General features: G+C 68.2%; 15 protein-coding genes. 7 read left to right on the top strand and 8 right to left on the bottom strand.

Going from position 1 to position 14,336, the window contains the following annotated elements:
- Positions 1–72 precede the first annotated feature (72 nt).
- From KBY88_RS02945 to KBY88_RS02915, 7 genes are all read right to left on the bottom strand, one after another.
- Positions 73–279 (bottom strand): hypothetical protein, encoded by a 207-nt coding sequence (locus tag KBY88_RS02945; protein WP_254938376.1) that lies wholly within the window; start codon positions 277–279, stop codon positions 73–75.
- A complete protein-coding gene (gene rfbG / locus KBY88_RS02940) occupies positions 276–1,391 on the bottom strand; it encodes a CDP-glucose 4,6-dehydratase (RefSeq protein ID WP_254938375.1) in 1,116 nt (371 codons plus the stop codon). Before rfbG ends, KBY88_RS02945 begins: the two co-directional genes overlap by 4 nt.
- Entirely contained in the window at positions 1,388–2,161 is a 774-nt protein-coding gene (gene rfbF, locus KBY88_RS02935) for a glucose-1-phosphate cytidylyltransferase (protein WP_254938374.1), read from the bottom strand. The genes rfbG and rfbF overlap by 4 nt, the downstream gene beginning before the upstream one ends.
- A gap of 217 nt (positions 2,162–2,378) precedes the next feature.
- Entirely contained in the window at positions 2,379–2,522 is a 144-nt protein-coding gene (locus KBY88_RS02930; RefSeq protein WP_254938373.1) for a hypothetical protein, read from the bottom strand.
- 649 nt (positions 2,523–3,171) lie between these two features.
- Positions 3,172–3,552: an antitoxin Xre/MbcA/ParS toxin-binding domain-containing protein gene (locus tag KBY88_RS02925; protein WP_254938372.1), complete on the bottom strand. Its 381-nt coding sequence runs from the start codon at positions 3,550–3,552 to the stop codon at positions 3,172–3,174.
- A 205-nt stretch (positions 3,553–3,757) separates the two neighbouring features.
- A complete protein-coding gene (locus tag KBY88_RS02920; protein ID WP_254938371.1) occupies positions 3,758–4,447 on the bottom strand; it encodes a TrmH family RNA methyltransferase in 690 nt (229 codons plus the stop codon).
- Positions 4,448–4,978: 531 nt separating this feature from the next.
- Positions 4,979–8,992 (bottom strand): magnesium chelatase subunit H, encoded by a 4,014-nt coding sequence (locus tag KBY88_RS02915; RefSeq protein ID WP_254938370.1) that lies wholly within the window; start codon positions 8,990–8,992, stop codon positions 4,979–4,981.
- A gap of 131 nt (positions 8,993–9,123) precedes the next feature.
- Here KBY88_RS02915 and dapB point away from each other — a divergent pair, with 131 nt between their 5' ends.
- From dapB to KBY88_RS02890, 5 genes are all read left to right on the top strand, one after another.
- The gene (dapB, locus tag KBY88_RS02910; protein WP_254938369.1) at positions 9,124–9,987 is read left to right on the top strand and encodes a 4-hydroxy-tetrahydrodipicolinate reductase; all 864 of its coding nucleotides are present in this window, start codon (positions 9,124–9,126) and stop codon (positions 9,985–9,987) included.
- A gap of 33 nt (positions 9,988–10,020) precedes the next feature.
- Positions 10,021–10,665, top strand: coding sequence for a DUF8619 family protein (locus KBY88_RS02905; RefSeq protein ID WP_254938368.1), 645 nt, complete (start codon positions 10,021–10,023; stop codon positions 10,663–10,665).
- A gap of 108 nt (positions 10,666–10,773) precedes the next feature.
- Positions 10,774–11,043, top strand: a complete 270-nt coding sequence (locus tag KBY88_RS02900; protein ID WP_254938367.1) for a CAB/ELIP/HLIP family chlorophyll-binding protein — start codon at positions 10,774–10,776, stop codon at positions 11,041–11,043.
- An 88-nt stretch (positions 11,044–11,131) separates the two neighbouring features.
- Positions 11,132–12,310 carry an FAD-dependent monooxygenase gene (locus KBY88_RS02895; protein WP_254938366.1) on the top strand — a complete coding sequence of 393 codons (1,179 nt, stop codon included), beginning with the start codon at positions 11,132–11,134 and terminating at the stop codon, positions 12,308–12,310.
- A 21-nt stretch (positions 12,311–12,331) separates the two neighbouring features.
- Complete coding sequence (locus tag KBY88_RS02890) at positions 12,332–12,544, top strand: DUF2949 domain-containing protein (RefSeq protein WP_254938365.1); 213 nt, start codon at positions 12,332–12,334, stop codon at positions 12,542–12,544.
- 2 nt (positions 12,545–12,546) lie between these two features.
- On the opposite strand, the gene KBY88_RS02885 is transcribed toward KBY88_RS02890, so the two are convergent.
- Positions 12,547–13,074 carry an adenine phosphoribosyltransferase gene (locus tag KBY88_RS02885; RefSeq protein ID WP_254938364.1) on the bottom strand — a complete coding sequence of 176 codons (528 nt, stop codon included), beginning with the start codon at positions 13,072–13,074 and terminating at the stop codon, positions 12,547–12,549.
- Positions 13,075–13,110: 36 nt separating this feature from the next.
- Here KBY88_RS02885 and KBY88_RS02880 point away from each other — a divergent pair, with 36 nt between their 5' ends.
- Together KBY88_RS02880 and KBY88_RS02875 are read left to right on the top strand one after the other, a co-directional pair.
- Positions 13,111–13,692, top strand: coding sequence for a DUF3038 domain-containing protein (locus KBY88_RS02880; protein WP_396102394.1), 582 nt, complete (start codon positions 13,111–13,113; stop codon positions 13,690–13,692).
- Positions 13,693–13,700: 8 nt separating this feature from the next.
- Positions 13,701–14,318, top strand: a complete 618-nt coding sequence (locus tag KBY88_RS02875; RefSeq protein ID WP_254938363.1) for a DUF4335 domain-containing protein — start codon at positions 13,701–13,703, stop codon at positions 14,316–14,318.
- The last annotated feature ends 18 nt before the right edge of the window (positions 14,319–14,336 follow it).

The following is a 14,336-nucleotide window of genomic DNA, read 5'->3' as shown; positions in this document are numbered from 1 at the left end:
GCTTCCTGGACTTGCTTTGATCCGTGAAGGGCCAAGCCATCCAAACGAACTGACCGCACCAACTGGTCACGCTCACAACTTGAAGAGTTCCTCGGCGTCCTCGTCTTCGTCGCCGCGAATGAAGGAGGGCATCTGCAGATTCAGAGCTTCGAGGCGCTCGCGCTGCAACTCCGAGAGCTCACCGGCGGTGAACAGCTCCACCACCTCTCCATCCGGAAGCGTTTCAGCTCCATGCAACACATGCACATCGGCTCCCAGCCGCTTGATCGTGAGGCTCATGGCTCGGATGTCTCCCGATGGACACTCTGCTGGTAAGAAGCTAGATCCGCCAGACAGCACTCCAGGGGGCTGGCCCCCTGGTGCACAGCGCGATACCAGCCCGCACTGCGGGCCACCGCCAGCTCAAAGCTCCACAGCGGCCGCCAGCCGAGCAGCTGGCGGGCCCGCTCGGAGTTCAACCGCAGCTCGCCGCTTTCGGCCGGGGCCTGGGGTTCCGCCTGCTCCTGCCACTGGCCCGGCCAGTGGCGCAGAAGCGTGTCCACCACCTCCGCCACGCTGCGGCTGTCCGCCGGATCGGGCCCGAAGTTGAAGGCGCGCTCGTTCAGGTCGCCCTGATGCAGCCGCTCAGCCAGCAGCAGATAGCCCGCCAGCGGATCGAGCACGTGCTGCCAGGGGCGGATCGCGGCCGGCTGACGCACCACGATTGCCGCCTCCGCCTGCAAGGCCCGGATGGCATCGGGGAGGATCCTGTCCTCGGCCCAGTCGCCGCCGCCGATCACGTTGCCGGCCCGGGCCGTCGCCAGCGTCAGCCCTGGATGCTGGTGGGGGGCCGAGCCACAGAAGCTGTCGCGCCAGCTGGCCACCGCCAGCTCCATGGCGGCCTTGCTGCTGCTGTAGGGGTCGGATCCCCCCAGGCGATCGCCCTCAAGGAACGGCGCAGTGCCGCCATGGTTCTCGTACACCTTGTCGGTGGTCACACAGACCACCGCACAGGGGTCGGGCCGCTGCCGTAAAGCCTCCAGAAGCTGCAACGTGCCGATCACGTTGGTCTGCCAGGTGAGCAGCGGATCGCGGTAGCCCCGTCGCACCAGCGACTGGGCCGCCAGATGAAACACCAGCTCCGGGCGGCACTGCTCCACCAGCTCCCGCACCTGGGCGGAGTCGAGCAGGTCGTTATCGTGATGCCGCAGCCGCTCGGGCCGCGCCCCGGCCAGCCCCAGCTGCTGGAACAGATTCGGCTGCCCTTCCGGCGGCAGGGAGAGCCCCCACACCTCCGCCCCCAGCTCCAGCAACCAGAGCGTCAGCCAGCTGCCCTTGAAGCCGGTGTGGCCAGTGAGCAGCACGCGCCGGCCTTGCCAGAAGAAGGGATCGGGGCTGAGCAAAGCGGTCACCACACCTTCCAGGGGGCCTTGCCGCTGGCCCAGAGCTCCTCGAGCTGGGTCTTGTCCCTGAGTGTGTCCATGGGCCTCCAGAAACCCCGATGCTGGAAGGCCTCCAGCTCACCCCGGCGGGCCAGGCTCCCGAGCGGTTCGAACTCCCAGGTGGTGGCGTCGCCCTCGATCAGTTCCAGCACCTCGGGTTCAAGCACGAAATAGCCCCCGTTGATCCAGTGGCCATCCCCCTGGGGCTTCTCATCGAAACCGCGCACGGAGGTCGTCCCTTCCTCGATCAGCAGGCTGCCGTAACGGCCGGGGGGCTGCACCGCCGTGACCGTGGCCGGCTTGCCGTGGCTCCTGTGGAAGGCGAGCAGGGCGGTGATGTCCACATCCCCCACCCCATCGCCATAGGTGAGGCAGAACGGGCCCTCCCCCAGGTGCTCCGCCACCCGCTTGAGGCGGCCGCCGGTGGCGGTGCTCTCGCCGGTGTCCACCAACGTGACCCGCCAGGGTTCGGCCTCCTGGCGGTGCACCTCCATGCGGTTGGCGGCCAGATCGAAGGTCACATCGCTGAGGTGCAGGAAGTAGTTGGCGAAATACTCCTTGATCACATACCCCCGGTAGCCGCAGCAGATCACGAACTCATCGATGCCGTGGTGGCTGTAGGTCTTGAGGATGTGCCAGAGAATCGGTTTGCCGCCGATCTCCAGCATCGGCTTGGGCCGCAGATGGGTTTCCTCGGAGATGCGGGTGCCCAGCCCCCCGGCGAGGATCACGGCTTTCATCGGGGGGTGGGGCTGTCTCGGGCCCATGTTGCCGCCTCCCAACCCTCGGCACCGCTTCCCAGCGCCGACGGCCGTTGTTCACGATTGTTCCCACCTCGTTGGGCAGCGATCAAGGCCAGGGCGGCCCATCCGCCAGCGACGGCTCCCGTGGGCCGCGGGCGATTGGGGCTGGCCGAGGATCCGAAGCAGTCCATGGACGTCCAGGGGGCGCCCACGCTCAGCCCAGCTCCTCGGCGGGCGGGCAGAGCGCCGCCGGGAGGAAAGCCACCGGGTTGGGCCCGGGGCGCGGGCGGGTCATCACCCAACGGCCGCCGGGGTGTCGTGCTCCAGCCCCCAGGTGGTGCGCATCGGAGGCGACCAAGTTGATCGGCCTGTTCACTCAGGAGTCTTTCGAAGGGGGCGGTTTTCCCCGGGATTGTGGCCCCCCAGCTGGGCGCCATGGCTGCCGATCGTCTTCGCGGCATCCCCGCTCAAGCTGGAGGCGGGAAGGACTCCGGCCGCTTCCCTTCACGGCGCACCAGGGGCAGAAGCTCAGCCCCTGGTGCGCCGTCCGGCACCCAGCGCCAGCCCGCCCGAGGTCGCTGGCTGGGCACCACAGCCCGATCACTTCAGACGCAACGGGCAACAAAGCCATCTGATGGGCGCCTTGCTGGACGAGACGGCACGCACCTCGATCGAGGCCGCCGTGGGAGCGCTCAGGACCTCTGGGGTGCTGAGCACTGCATGGAACGGTCAAGGCACCGCCGCCCGTTGATCTGGCCCCCTGGTCTCTGGAATCAGCACGGTTCCCAGGACCGCCGCAACCTCCTCCAGATCGGCTGGGTCTTCGATTTCTCCGTGGCGGAGCCACTCGGCCCAGGCCATCCGTGGCGACGAGGCCAGGGAGTGAATGGGTTCATCGCCAGCCTGATTCCAGCGGCCTGAGCGCGGACCAGGACCATCCCAGAGGATCGCGAAACACCGGTCGCAGGCACGGAAACCCATCCGAAGGGCGCCTCAGGCACGGCTGCTCAGCCGGCTGTCAAGCCCAGGCGGGTGCCTTCTGCCAGCCCCAGAAGTTGATCACGGGGTGCCCGGCCCCCAAGCGCGGAGAGGGGCCGTTGGAGCCAGCGCCGGATCCCTTCGGTGTTCTCGCTGCCCTCCGGATGATCGATCAGCAGGGCCTGCCCGTGCAGCCTGGGGCGACCCGATCCGGGCAGATCCGCACCCCCTTTCGTCCAGCGGCGCAGGCTGGGCAGCGACAAACCCACCAGCGGGGCCTGCAGCTCATCACCCAGCACCTCCCTGAGGCCCTCCCGCGTCGCAGGGGGTGTTGGGCACTCCTCCAGGCGACGGCAGGTCTCCGTCAGAAGTTCCGCGCGCGCCGCGGCCTGGGCGGGGCCGAGGCCCAAGCACTGCTCGGGGGGCGTCCAAGGAGCCCATGGCGAATGGGGCTGCGCATGGCCGCCTCCGTGGCCTCGGAGAGAAGCCTCAACCAGCTGGGGTGGAGTGGATCCAGATTGGATGACAGCCATGATCCAATCCTGAACCGGTGGATCGCTGCTGGTCGCTGACGGCTCCGATGGCGGAGTGTCTCCGCTCCTGAGCCCCGCCCCCTCAACACCGCAACCGCAGCGTCCGCGGCAGCTCCTCGGCGATCTCCCCCTCCGCCGTGAGCGCCGGGTAGGGGCGCCCCTCCCTCCGGCACCAGGCCGCCACCTGCGGGTAGGCCCACTCGACCAGCAGGCGTCTGTAGCGCTCGGGGGCCACCCCCTCGCCCTGGGTGGGCAGCAGTCCGGCGGCCTGGCGCTGCCGCAGGGCCTCGAACAGCAGGATCGCCGCCGCCACTGACACGTTCAGCGACTGCACCATGCCGATCATCGGGATGAACAGCGCCTGGTCGACGCCGTTGGCCGTGGCCTCCGCCAGGCCCCATTTCTCGGCCCCGAGCACGAAGGCGGTGGGTCCGGTGAAGTCGCACTGGCGGTAATCGAGCGCGTTCACGCCCAGATGGGTGCCGAAGATCCGGAAGCCCTGGTCTCGCAGCCGTGTCAAAGCGGTGGGGGTGCCCTCCTGGGGGTGCAGGCTCACCCACTTCTGGCTGCCCTTGGCGGTGTCGTTGAACGTGCGTGCCCGCCCCGGCAGGCTCACCACATGGGCGTCGAGCACCCCCACCGCATCACAACTGCGCAGGATCGCCGAGAGGTTGTGGGGCTTGTCCACGTGCTCCAGCAGCACCGTCAGATTTTCCATGCGCCGATTCAGGACGCCTTGGATCCGCTCGAAGCGGCGGGGCAGCAGGGGCATGGGCCAGGCGGGGGCTCTCGTTACTCTGGGCCCAAGGGCAGCTCGCCTTACCCCGCTGCAGGGGGGCATGACGGGCACGGGGGGCTGTTGTGAGCTCCGTGGGTGCCTTGCGTGCTGTGGAAATCAGGCCTGCAATCCGATGGGGATCGGATGGCCACGGCCCCGGGCGCTTCTGGGGTCGAGCCCTTGGCGGAACTCCTGCTCCGGCCCGTTTCGGCGGCGACTCGTTCGCCTGGGAGTCGCCGCGGCCGTGGGGTGATCTTGATCGCCACCAGGGGCGTGCCGGGCCAGGAACCGCGCCCGCGTTCTCCACAGATGCCCTTGAAGCGGCCCGGATGGCCGTGACGGCAACGGCTCCAGGGGAAGAATCAGGGCTGGTCAAGCTCGGCACGGGCGTGCCTGGGCCGTGGTGCAGGTGTTTTCGCCGAGAAGCTATGGCCCTCGCCGCAACCCCTGGAGCGTTCGGCGTGGTGCATGCTGTCGATGGGCATTCACACTGAATAGCCACCTGGAGGTCAGGTGAAGCGGTGCTCAGCTCACCCCTTCGATGCGGTCTTCGATCTCCTGGTAGATCTCCTGCAGCTGGGCAATGTTCTCATCGGAAGTTTCCCAGTAGCCACGGCCGTTCACTTCCAAAAGGGTGCCGACGATGCGGCGGAAGCTGTGGGGGTTGAGATCCATCAAGCGCTGGCGCATCTCCGGATCGTTGATGAAGGTCTCGTTGGCCTCCTCGTACACGAAGTTATCCACTGCGCCACTGGTGGCGCTCCAGCCCAGGGTGAAATTGAGCCGTTTGGCCACTTCGCGCACCCCCTCATAACCGGAATTGAGCATGCCCTCGTACCACTTGGGGTTGAGGAGCTTGGTGCGGGAATCGAGCCGGATCGTTTCGCTCAACGAACGCACCTGGGCATTGGCGGTGGTGGTGTCGGCGATGTAGCTGGTGGGTGCCTTGCCATCGGCGCGCAGGCCTGCGATCAGCTTGGTGGGGTCGGAGTCAAAGTAATGGCTCACATCGGTGAGCGAGATCTCGGCGGAATCCAGATTCTGGAAGGTGACATCGGCCGTCTTCATCGCCGCTTCGAACACCTCACGGTTCTGGTTCATCTCACCGGGGTTGTCGGCGTTGAAGGCGAAGGTCTTGCGGCTCAGATACATCTCCTGCAGCTCGCCTTCCTCCTCCCACGTGCTGTTCTCGACGGCCAGGTTCACATTCGAGCTGTAGCTGCCGCTGGCATTGGAGAACACCCGGGTGGCTGCCTCGCGGAGGGTAACCCCCTGGGCCGCCGCCTGCTCCTGGCTGTGCTTGCGCACGAAGTTCAGCTCCAGCGGCTCATCGGCCTCGGCGGCCATCTTCACCCCTTGATCGATCAGCGCCATCTGGTTGATGAACAGATCGCGAAACACGCCGCTGCAATTCACCACCACGTCGATGCGCGGCCGGCCGAGCTCCTCCAGCGAAAGCAGCTCCAGCTTGTTCACCCTCCCCAGGGAATCAGCCACGGGTTTGACACCGATGAACCAGAGAATCTGGGCCAGGGATTCGCCGTAGGTCTTGATGTTGTCGGTGCCCCAGAGCACGCAGGCAATCGTTTCCGGCCAGGTGCCCTGCTCCGCCTTCTGGCGCTCGATCAGCCGATCCACCACCACCTTGGCCGCCGCCACCGCCGCCCGGGTGGGAATCGCCTGCGGATCAAGGGCGTGGATGTTCTTGCCGCTGGGCAGCACGCCGGGGTTGCGGATCGGATCACCGCCCGGGCCGGGCAGCACGTACTCGCCATCAAGGGCGCGCAGCAGGCTCTCCATCTCCATGTCGGCGCAGATCTGCTCCAGGCAGAAGCGCAGGTAGCCAAAGAGCCTGTCGAGCTCGGCGGGATCGACCGCGGGGAAACCCGCCGCCCGGCAGGCGCTCAGCCAGGGGCTGGGGAGCTTGAAGCCGAAGCGCTCCAGCAGCTGGGTGAACCAGCCGAAGCGCCCGCGCAGGTTCACGCGCCCATCGGCCCCGGTGACGGAGCGAACCATGGCGCCCACGGCGGCACGGGAGGTTTCAGTGAGGGTGCGGTTGAGCTCCACATCGGCGAGCACACCGGAGTCGTTGCCCGCATACACCCCATCGATCGTGCGGCCCAGGCTCTCGGCCAGCAGGGCCGGCAGGCTGCGGTAGCCCTCCTCCTCCCGCTCGAGCGCAGCAATGTTCACCAACGTGGCGATCGCCTCCTCGGCGGTGGGCGGCTTGCCGATCGTGTGCAGGCCGCAGGGCAGCAGCCGGCTCTCGATCTCCATCAGCTGGCGGTAGAGCGCCCCGACCACGTCGTCGCGCTGCTCGCGGCTCAGCTCGGAGGCGTCCTGCTCCGGGAGGGTCACGTCCTTGTCGAGGTTGCACTGGCGCGCCGTTTCCACCATCGCGTTGACGATCTGCACACCCCTGGAGCTTTCGCGCAGCTGCTGGTAGGAGCCCACCAGTTCGCCAAGCTCCTTGAGCCCCTTGTAGAGGCCGGCGTTTTCGGCCGGCGGAGTGAGGTAGCTGATGGTTGCCGCGTACCCCCGGCGCTTGGCGATCGTGGCTTCGGAGGGGTTGTTGGCGGCGTAGTAGTAAAGGTTCGGCAGGCCGCCGATCAGTGAATCGGGGTAGCAGGTGTCGCTCATGCCCATCTGCTTGCCGGGCATGAACTCCAGGGAGCCGTGGGTGCCGAAATGCAGCACGGCATCGGCCTTCCAGATCTTTTCGAGGTAGGTGTAGTAAGCGGCAAAACCGTGGTGGGGGCTGGCGCTGCGCGAATACAGCAACCGCATGGGATCGCCTTCGTAGCCGAAGGTGGGCTGCACGCCGATGAACACATTGCCGAAATGGCGGCCGTAGATCAGCAGGTTGGTGCCATCGCTGTTCAGGTTGCCCGGGGGTTTGCCCCAGTTCTCCTCCAGCCGTTCGGAGTAGGGGGTGAGCCGCTCGTACTCGGCCACGCCCATGCGGTGGGCGATCGCCAGTTCCGGGGCTCCCTGCAGGGCCTCGGGATCGTTGATCACCAGTTCCATCAGCGCCTTGCCATCGCGGGGCAGGCCCCGCACGTCGTAGCCCTTGGCGTCCATCTCCTGGAGCACCCGGTGGATCGAGCCGAACACATCGAGGTAGGCCGCCGTGCCGACGTTGCCCTTGTCGGGGGGGAAGCTGAACACGGTGATCGCCAGCTTCTTCTCGCTGCGGGGCTTGCGCCGCAGCTGGGCCCAGCGGATCGAGCGCTCGGCGATCGCCTCCACCCGGTCCTGGAGGGTGTGGGCCTTGCCGGTGGCGTCATCGCGGCCTGAGAGCACGATCGGCTCGATCGCGCCATCGAGTTCGGGGATGGCGATCTGCAACGCCACCTGCACCGGGTGCAGTCCCAAGTCACTCTCCTCCCATTCCTGGGTGGTCTGGAACACCAGCGGCAGCGCCACCATGTAGGGGCGGTTCAGACGCTTGAGCGCTTCGATCGCCTTGGGGTGGTCCTGGCGGGCCGGCCCCCCCACCAGGGCGAATCCGGTGAGGCTCACCGCCCCATCGACGATCGGCCGCTCGGGATCGAGCGGGTCAAAGAAATAGGCATTGAGGGGCTTGGAGAAATCGAGGCCGCCGCAGAACACTGGAATCACGGTGGCGCCCCGGTATTCGAGCTCCTGGATGACGGCCACATAGTGGGCGTCATCGCCGGTGACGATGTGGCTGCGCTGCAGCACCAGGCCGATCACCGGGCCCTGGCGCGCCGCTTCGGAACGATCGGAGCGGCTCGCGGTCCAGTTCAGATACTCCTTGAGGTCTTCAAACATCCCCGGCGCCAGGGGATGCCAGAGGCCCAGGTCAGGGAACACCACCGGATCGGCCACCGCCAGTTCGGGACGCTCCGTCTCCCCCCTGGGGAAGACGTACTTGTCCGCGAGCATCAGCAGGAAATTGCGCAGGTTGTCCGGCGTTCCCCCCAGCCAGTACTGAAAACTGAGCATGAACGAGCGCGCATCCTGCGCCTTCTCCACCGGCAGGTACTTGAGAACGGTGGGGAGCGTGTTCAGCAGTTTGAGCATCGCGTCCTGGAAACCGGCGCCGCCGGCCTCCTTGCGCTTTTTCATGAAGCTGGCGATGGCGCTCTTGCTCTGGCCCAGCTGGGCCATGGAGAAGGTGCCGAGCTTGTTGAGCCGCATCACCTCCGGCATGGAGGGGAACACCACGGCGGCCTTGAGCCGGTCGCGGTGGGGCGCCACCGCCTCCACCACTTTCTGGGCCAGATCCTCGATGAAGATCAGCGAGGCGATGAACACATCCGCCTGGGCCACATCGGCGCAGAAATCGGCGAAGTTCTGCGGATCACGGAGCTCCTCGATCAAATAGCCGCTCAGATCCACCGCCAGGGCGTTGTTCTGCTCGTTCAAGCTGGTGGCCGCCACCGTCAGGGCGTTCTGGTACTGGGGCTCCAGCACCACGTAGACCACGCGCATCAAGGTGCGGCCGTCCGGCCGTCCATCGGCCGTCAGGGCAGGACTGACCCGGCGGGAGGCGGAGCGGACCTGCGTGAACATCGGCGATCGATTGAGCAATGTGAAGCAGCCTACGGACGGCATCCGGCGCCTGCGCACCGCAGCGTCCAGGCGTTACAGGGGAATCCCCCGGCTCGGGGGCCATAGGCTCCCCCCCATTCGTGCGCGCCGTGATGACGACCCCGAGCCCTGAGCCCAGCTCCGGCCCGATCCCCGTCGTGGTGGCCGGTGCCCTGGGGCGCATGGGGGCCGAGGTGGTCAAGGCCGTCAGCGGCGCCCCGGGCCTCGAGCTGGTGGGGGCGATCGACACCACGCCCGGGAAGGAAGGGGCCGACGTGGGCCTGGAGCTGGGCCTGGGGGAGCTGGAGGTGGCGATCACCGCAGATTTCGAGGGCAGCCTCTGCGCCGCCAGCCAGGCCGTGCGCCAGTCGGGGCCGGGGGGTGGCGCCGTGCTGGTGGATTTCACCCACCCGAAGGTGGTCTATGAGCACACCAGGGCCGCCATCGCCTACGGGGTGCATCCGGTGATCGGCACCACGGGCCTCTCGCCCCAGCAGCTCTCCGACCTGGCCGTCTTCGCGGGCAAGGCCTCGGTAGGGGCTGCGGTGATCCCCAACTTCTCGGTGGGCATGGTGCTGCTGCAGCAGGCCGCCGCCGCCGCCGCCCGCTTCTACGACTTCGCCGAGCTCACCGAGCTGCACCACAACCGCAAGGCCGATGCCCCCAGCGGCACCTGCCTCAAGACCGCCGAGCTGATCGAAGAACTGGGCAAGAGCTTCAACGAACCGCAGGTGGAGGAGCACGAAACCCTCGCCGGCGTGCGTGGCGGCCTGCGCGCCAGCGGCCTGCGCCTGCACTCGGTTCGCCTGCCTGGGCTGGTGGCCCACCAGGAGGTGATGTTCGGCGCTCCGGGGGAGACCTACACCCTGCGCCACGACACGATTGAACGTTCTGCCTACATGCCCGGGGTGCTGCTCAGCGTGCGCAAGGTGCGGCAACTGCCGGGGCTGGTCTATGGCCTGGAGCGCCTGCTCTGAAACCCGCCAGCATGGGCCTGCGCGCCCCTACCGATGCTTCTTCCGCTCAAGACCGGTGAACTGCAGCGGCTGATCCCCGCGATCGCCACCGGCCCCCAGTTCAATGCCTGCACCGGCGACCCGCGCAAAATCCTGCAGCGGGTGCTGATCGCCGTGATCGGTGGGGTGCTGGCGCTGCTCTTTGCCCAGGGCCAGTTCTCCAGCACCTGGGGCCCGGTCTGGCTGGTGGTGGGCTTCGTCTTTTTGCTCTATGTGCTCTGGGGCCCGATCCTGGAGGCCGGCCAGCGCAACGCCACCCTGCGGCGCTACCCGGCGGCGGCGATCTTCTCTGGCGAGATCGCTGATCTATACACCAAAGAGCGCGTCGAGGCGCGCAGTGAGCGCGCCGATGCCCGCGGGCGCCTGGAGCTGGTGGAGAACCGGCGCACCTGGCTCTGCCTGGAGCTGCAGGACGAGGACGGCTACCTGGGCCAGCTGCGCTTCCCGATGGACAAAAAGCACAAGGCGCTGCGGCGGGGCATGGCGATTCGCTGCCTGGTGCTGAGCGAACGCAAGGATTTCTCCCGCGTTGGTGCCCTCACCGATGCCTGGATCCCCCAATTGAAGCTGTGGGTGGGTGAGTACCCCTTCCTGCTGCGACCGGCCTTCGAAGAACTTTGCCTGCGCCGCCTGCGCTGAAGGCGATCCAGGCCCCCTGAGAGCAGCCCGGGCCACCGGTCGGTTTTCACACCCCGTTACTTGGCGAAACAATGCGTTACAATTCGCTCATCCACTCGGAGCTGCCCCATGACCGCCACCGCCACCCTCGCCCCCACCGCCACTGAGCGCGCCACCATCCGCGGCGCCACCGTCACCACCGAAGACGGTGGCCGCCTGAACGCTTTCGCCACCGAGCCCCGCATGGAAGTCGTCTCAGTCGAGAGCGGCTGGGGCTTCCACGAGCGCGCCGAAAAGCTCAACGGCCGCATGGCCATGCTCGGCTTCATCGCCCTGCTGGCGACCGAATTCGCCCTCGGAGGCGAGGCCTTTACTCGCGGACTGCTCGGCCTGGGCTGATCCCTGCCCCCTCCTGTTCCCTTGCCGCAGCAGACTTCTGTTGCGGCTTTTTTGTGGCCACTGAATTCCCTGGCCAGCCCCGATCCCCATGCGCACTCCCTTGCTGGCCCGGGTGGTCGGCGCCGGGCCCACCGGCGCCCTCGCTGCCCTGGTGCTGGCCCAGGCGGGCTGGCGGGTCCAGCTGCTCGATCCCCTGGGCCCGGAGCCGCTCAAGGCCCGCAGCCGCGCCTACGCCCTCAGCCATTCCAGCCAGGAACTGCTGGAAGCGGTCCAGCTCTGGGACGCTCTGGAAGCCGATCTTGTGCCGTTCCGCCAGCTCGAACTCTGCGACCTCTCACTCGCTCAGCGGGTACCGTTCTCCACAGATGATCTGGGCGGGGAGCGGGCCCAGCATCCCAGTGAGGCGGTGGGCTGGATCCTGGACCACAGCCCTCTGATGACCCTGCTGCTCGATCGCCTGGGGGCCCATCCCGCCGTGGAGCTGCAGCTCGGCGGCGGGAGCGATTCGAGCCCGTCGGCCGATCGCGGCGGTCCGCCTGACTGGACCGTCGTGGCCGATGGCGGCCGCTCCAGCACCCGGGCCGCCCTCGGCATCGGCCACTGGAGCCTCCCCTACCGCCAGGGCTGTCTGACCGTGAAGGTGCGCCTGCGTGGCTCCGCCCCCGATCAGGCCTGGGAGCTGTTCCGCCCCGAGGGGCCCTTTGCCGTGTTGCCCCTGGGGGGCGACCGCTTCCAGCTGGTCTGGAGTGCCCCGGCCGAGCGCCTGCGCCGGCTGGAGGGACTCGATCCTGTGGCCTTCCTGGAGGCCCTCTCCGGCGTGCTGCCCCAGGCAATCCAGGTGGATGCCCTGCTTGATCAACCCCGGGCCTACCCGGTGGCCCTGGAGCTGGCCCGACGCCTGCACCGGGGCAACGCCCTCCTGGTGGGCGAAACGGCCCACCGCTGCCATCCCGTGGGCGGCCAGGGGCTCAACCTCTGCTGGCGGGATGTGGCCGAGCTGCGGCGCCAGGCGGGGCGGGTCAGCCGTGGTCGCCTGGCGCCCCAGCGCCTCGGCGCCGCCTATGCCTGGCGGCGCTGGGGCGATGTGCTGCTCACCCTGCTGGCCACCGATGTCCTGGTGCGGTTGTTCTCCAACCGCTTCCCCCCCGCCAGGCTGCTGCGGGGCACGGCCCTTACGGCCCTGAAGCGCTGGGCTCCCCTGCGCGCCCTGGCCCTGGCCCTGATGACCTTCGGCCCTTGCCGCCGACTGTTCCCTTGGTCAGAGTGAACCCATGAACCGGGCTCCGCTGTGGTCCTGAGCACCGCCCCCCAGCCGTTTCCCTCCTCAGAGCTGGTGCGCTATCTCAGCCGGGAGCTGGGCCTGAGCGAAAACGCCCTCGCCCTGGGGGTGAAGCAGGCCCAGTTGGAGCAGGCTCCGCTGCCGGTGGTGCTCTGGCGCTTCGGGCTGATCAACCTGGATCAACTCGATCAGGTGCTCACCTGGCAGGACACCCAGATCTGAGCTCAGCCGTAGATGATCAGCGATTCAACGGGTTGCTGATCCGGGAGGCGCAGGCGACCCTGCAGGGCGGCCAGCTCAGCGACGAAGCCGAAGCCCACCAGGGCCCCGCCCGCCTCCTCCACCAGCTGGGCACAGGCACCGGCGGTGCCGCCGGTGGCCAGCAGGTCATCGACGATCAGCACCCTGGAACCGGCGGGGAGGGCGTCGTGCTGAATCTCCAGGCGGTCGGTGCCGTATTCCAGGGCGTAGTCGATGCCGACCACCCGGCCGGGCAGCTTGCCGGGCTTGCGCACGGGCACGAAGCCCAGGCGCACGGCCGTGGCCAGGGCCGTCCCGACGATGAAGCCGCGCGATTCAATCCCGACGATCAGATCCGGTTGCAGGCGCTCGCAGATCGCCCCGAGCTGACGCACCACCTCCTGCCAACCGACCGGGTCGCGCATCAAGGGGGTGAGGTCGCGGAAGAGGATCCCGGGCTTGGGAAAGTCTGGAATCTCGCGGACCAGCTGACGCAGATCTACAGGAGGCACTGACGGATGGCCTGGAGCGCTGGCATCATCGCAGCCATGCCCGAAGACACCACCTCCACCCTCCCCGCCGCGAGCCGCCCCACCAGCGGGCCCGCGAGCGCCCACGCCATGCCCCTGCCCCGCCGGGGGCTGGAGCGCCTCGATCTGCTGCTGCTCTGCGTCGAGGCGCTGGATCTCAACGGCGGCGAGGCAATGATCTGGATGAGCGAGCAACTGGGCTTCGCCACCCTGTTCCCCAACCGCGTCGAGCTCTGGAAGCGGCGCTGCACCAATCCCCTGCGCCGGGCCACCCGCCGCGGTCAGCTGGAGCCCCTGGAAAGCGACGCCCTGATCCGCATCCTCTGCGCCATGGCCGAGCGCCTCTACCCACTCCTGCGCCAGCTGCTCTCCAGCAACGAACCTGAATCCGTCACCGCCGAGCGCTGGGGACTGTTCCAGGCCCGGCTGGCGGATCTGGTGGCCGAGCGGCTCAACCTCCGCCGCGGCGGCGTGCAGCGACTGCTCCATGCCGAACAGGGGCACCAGCTGGCGCGCCAGCTGGTGCGCGCCCTCTCGCTGTCCGCCGGTGTGGGAGGGTTCGAGCGGCTCCGGGCCAGCCTCCTCGATGCCCCCGCCTGAGCGTCAGCATGAAGCTCTCCTACCGCTACGAACAGACCAGCGCCCGGCTGCAACTGGAGGGCCTGCCTGATGTGTCCATCGGCCAGGGCGAACAGGTGCTGGGCATCCTCACCAGCTGGCAGCTCACCTTGGCGGGCCGGCCGGAGCTCGAGGGGAAGCGGGAACACCTGCTGGCCCTGATTCAGGTGGTGCTGCCCTATGCCCGGCACCTGGTCAGCGACGTGCCCAGGGCCTTCGGATCCGCCACCAGCCCCGTCGCCATCGAGCCGAAGGGCCCAGGCCACCGGCTGCTGCTGCGCAGCAGTCAGCCGGACACCGAGCCCCTCGATCTTCAGCTGGATGACGCCGAACTGGCTGACCTGGTGCGCTGCCTGGATCAAGCGCGCCTGGACTGGCGGGTGCAGCTGCCCCTGGCCCTGCCCGAGGCCCAGCCCCTCAAGCGCCGGGAGCTGCTGGTGCGGGTCCCCCTCGCCCAACGGCTGGCGGCCCCGATCGTCGGTGCCGCCGCCGTGGCCCTCACCGCCTCGTTGGCCCTGATGGTGCCGCCGCCGCGCCCCACCCCACCGCCAGGCGCCAGCACCGCACCCACCACCCCAGCTGAGCCCCCCGCCAATGGTCCCCGTTAGTGGCCACCGTTGACGCCG

The sequence above is a fragment of the Cyanobium sp. Morenito 9A2 genome (genome assembly GCF_024345575.1).
Classification (GTDB): Bacteria; Cyanobacteriota; Cyanobacteriia; order PCC-6307; family Cyanobiaceae; genus ATX-6F1.
The sequence above is the reverse complement of the archived record's forward strand: the minus strand, read 5'-3'. Positions and strand labels throughout refer to the sequence as shown.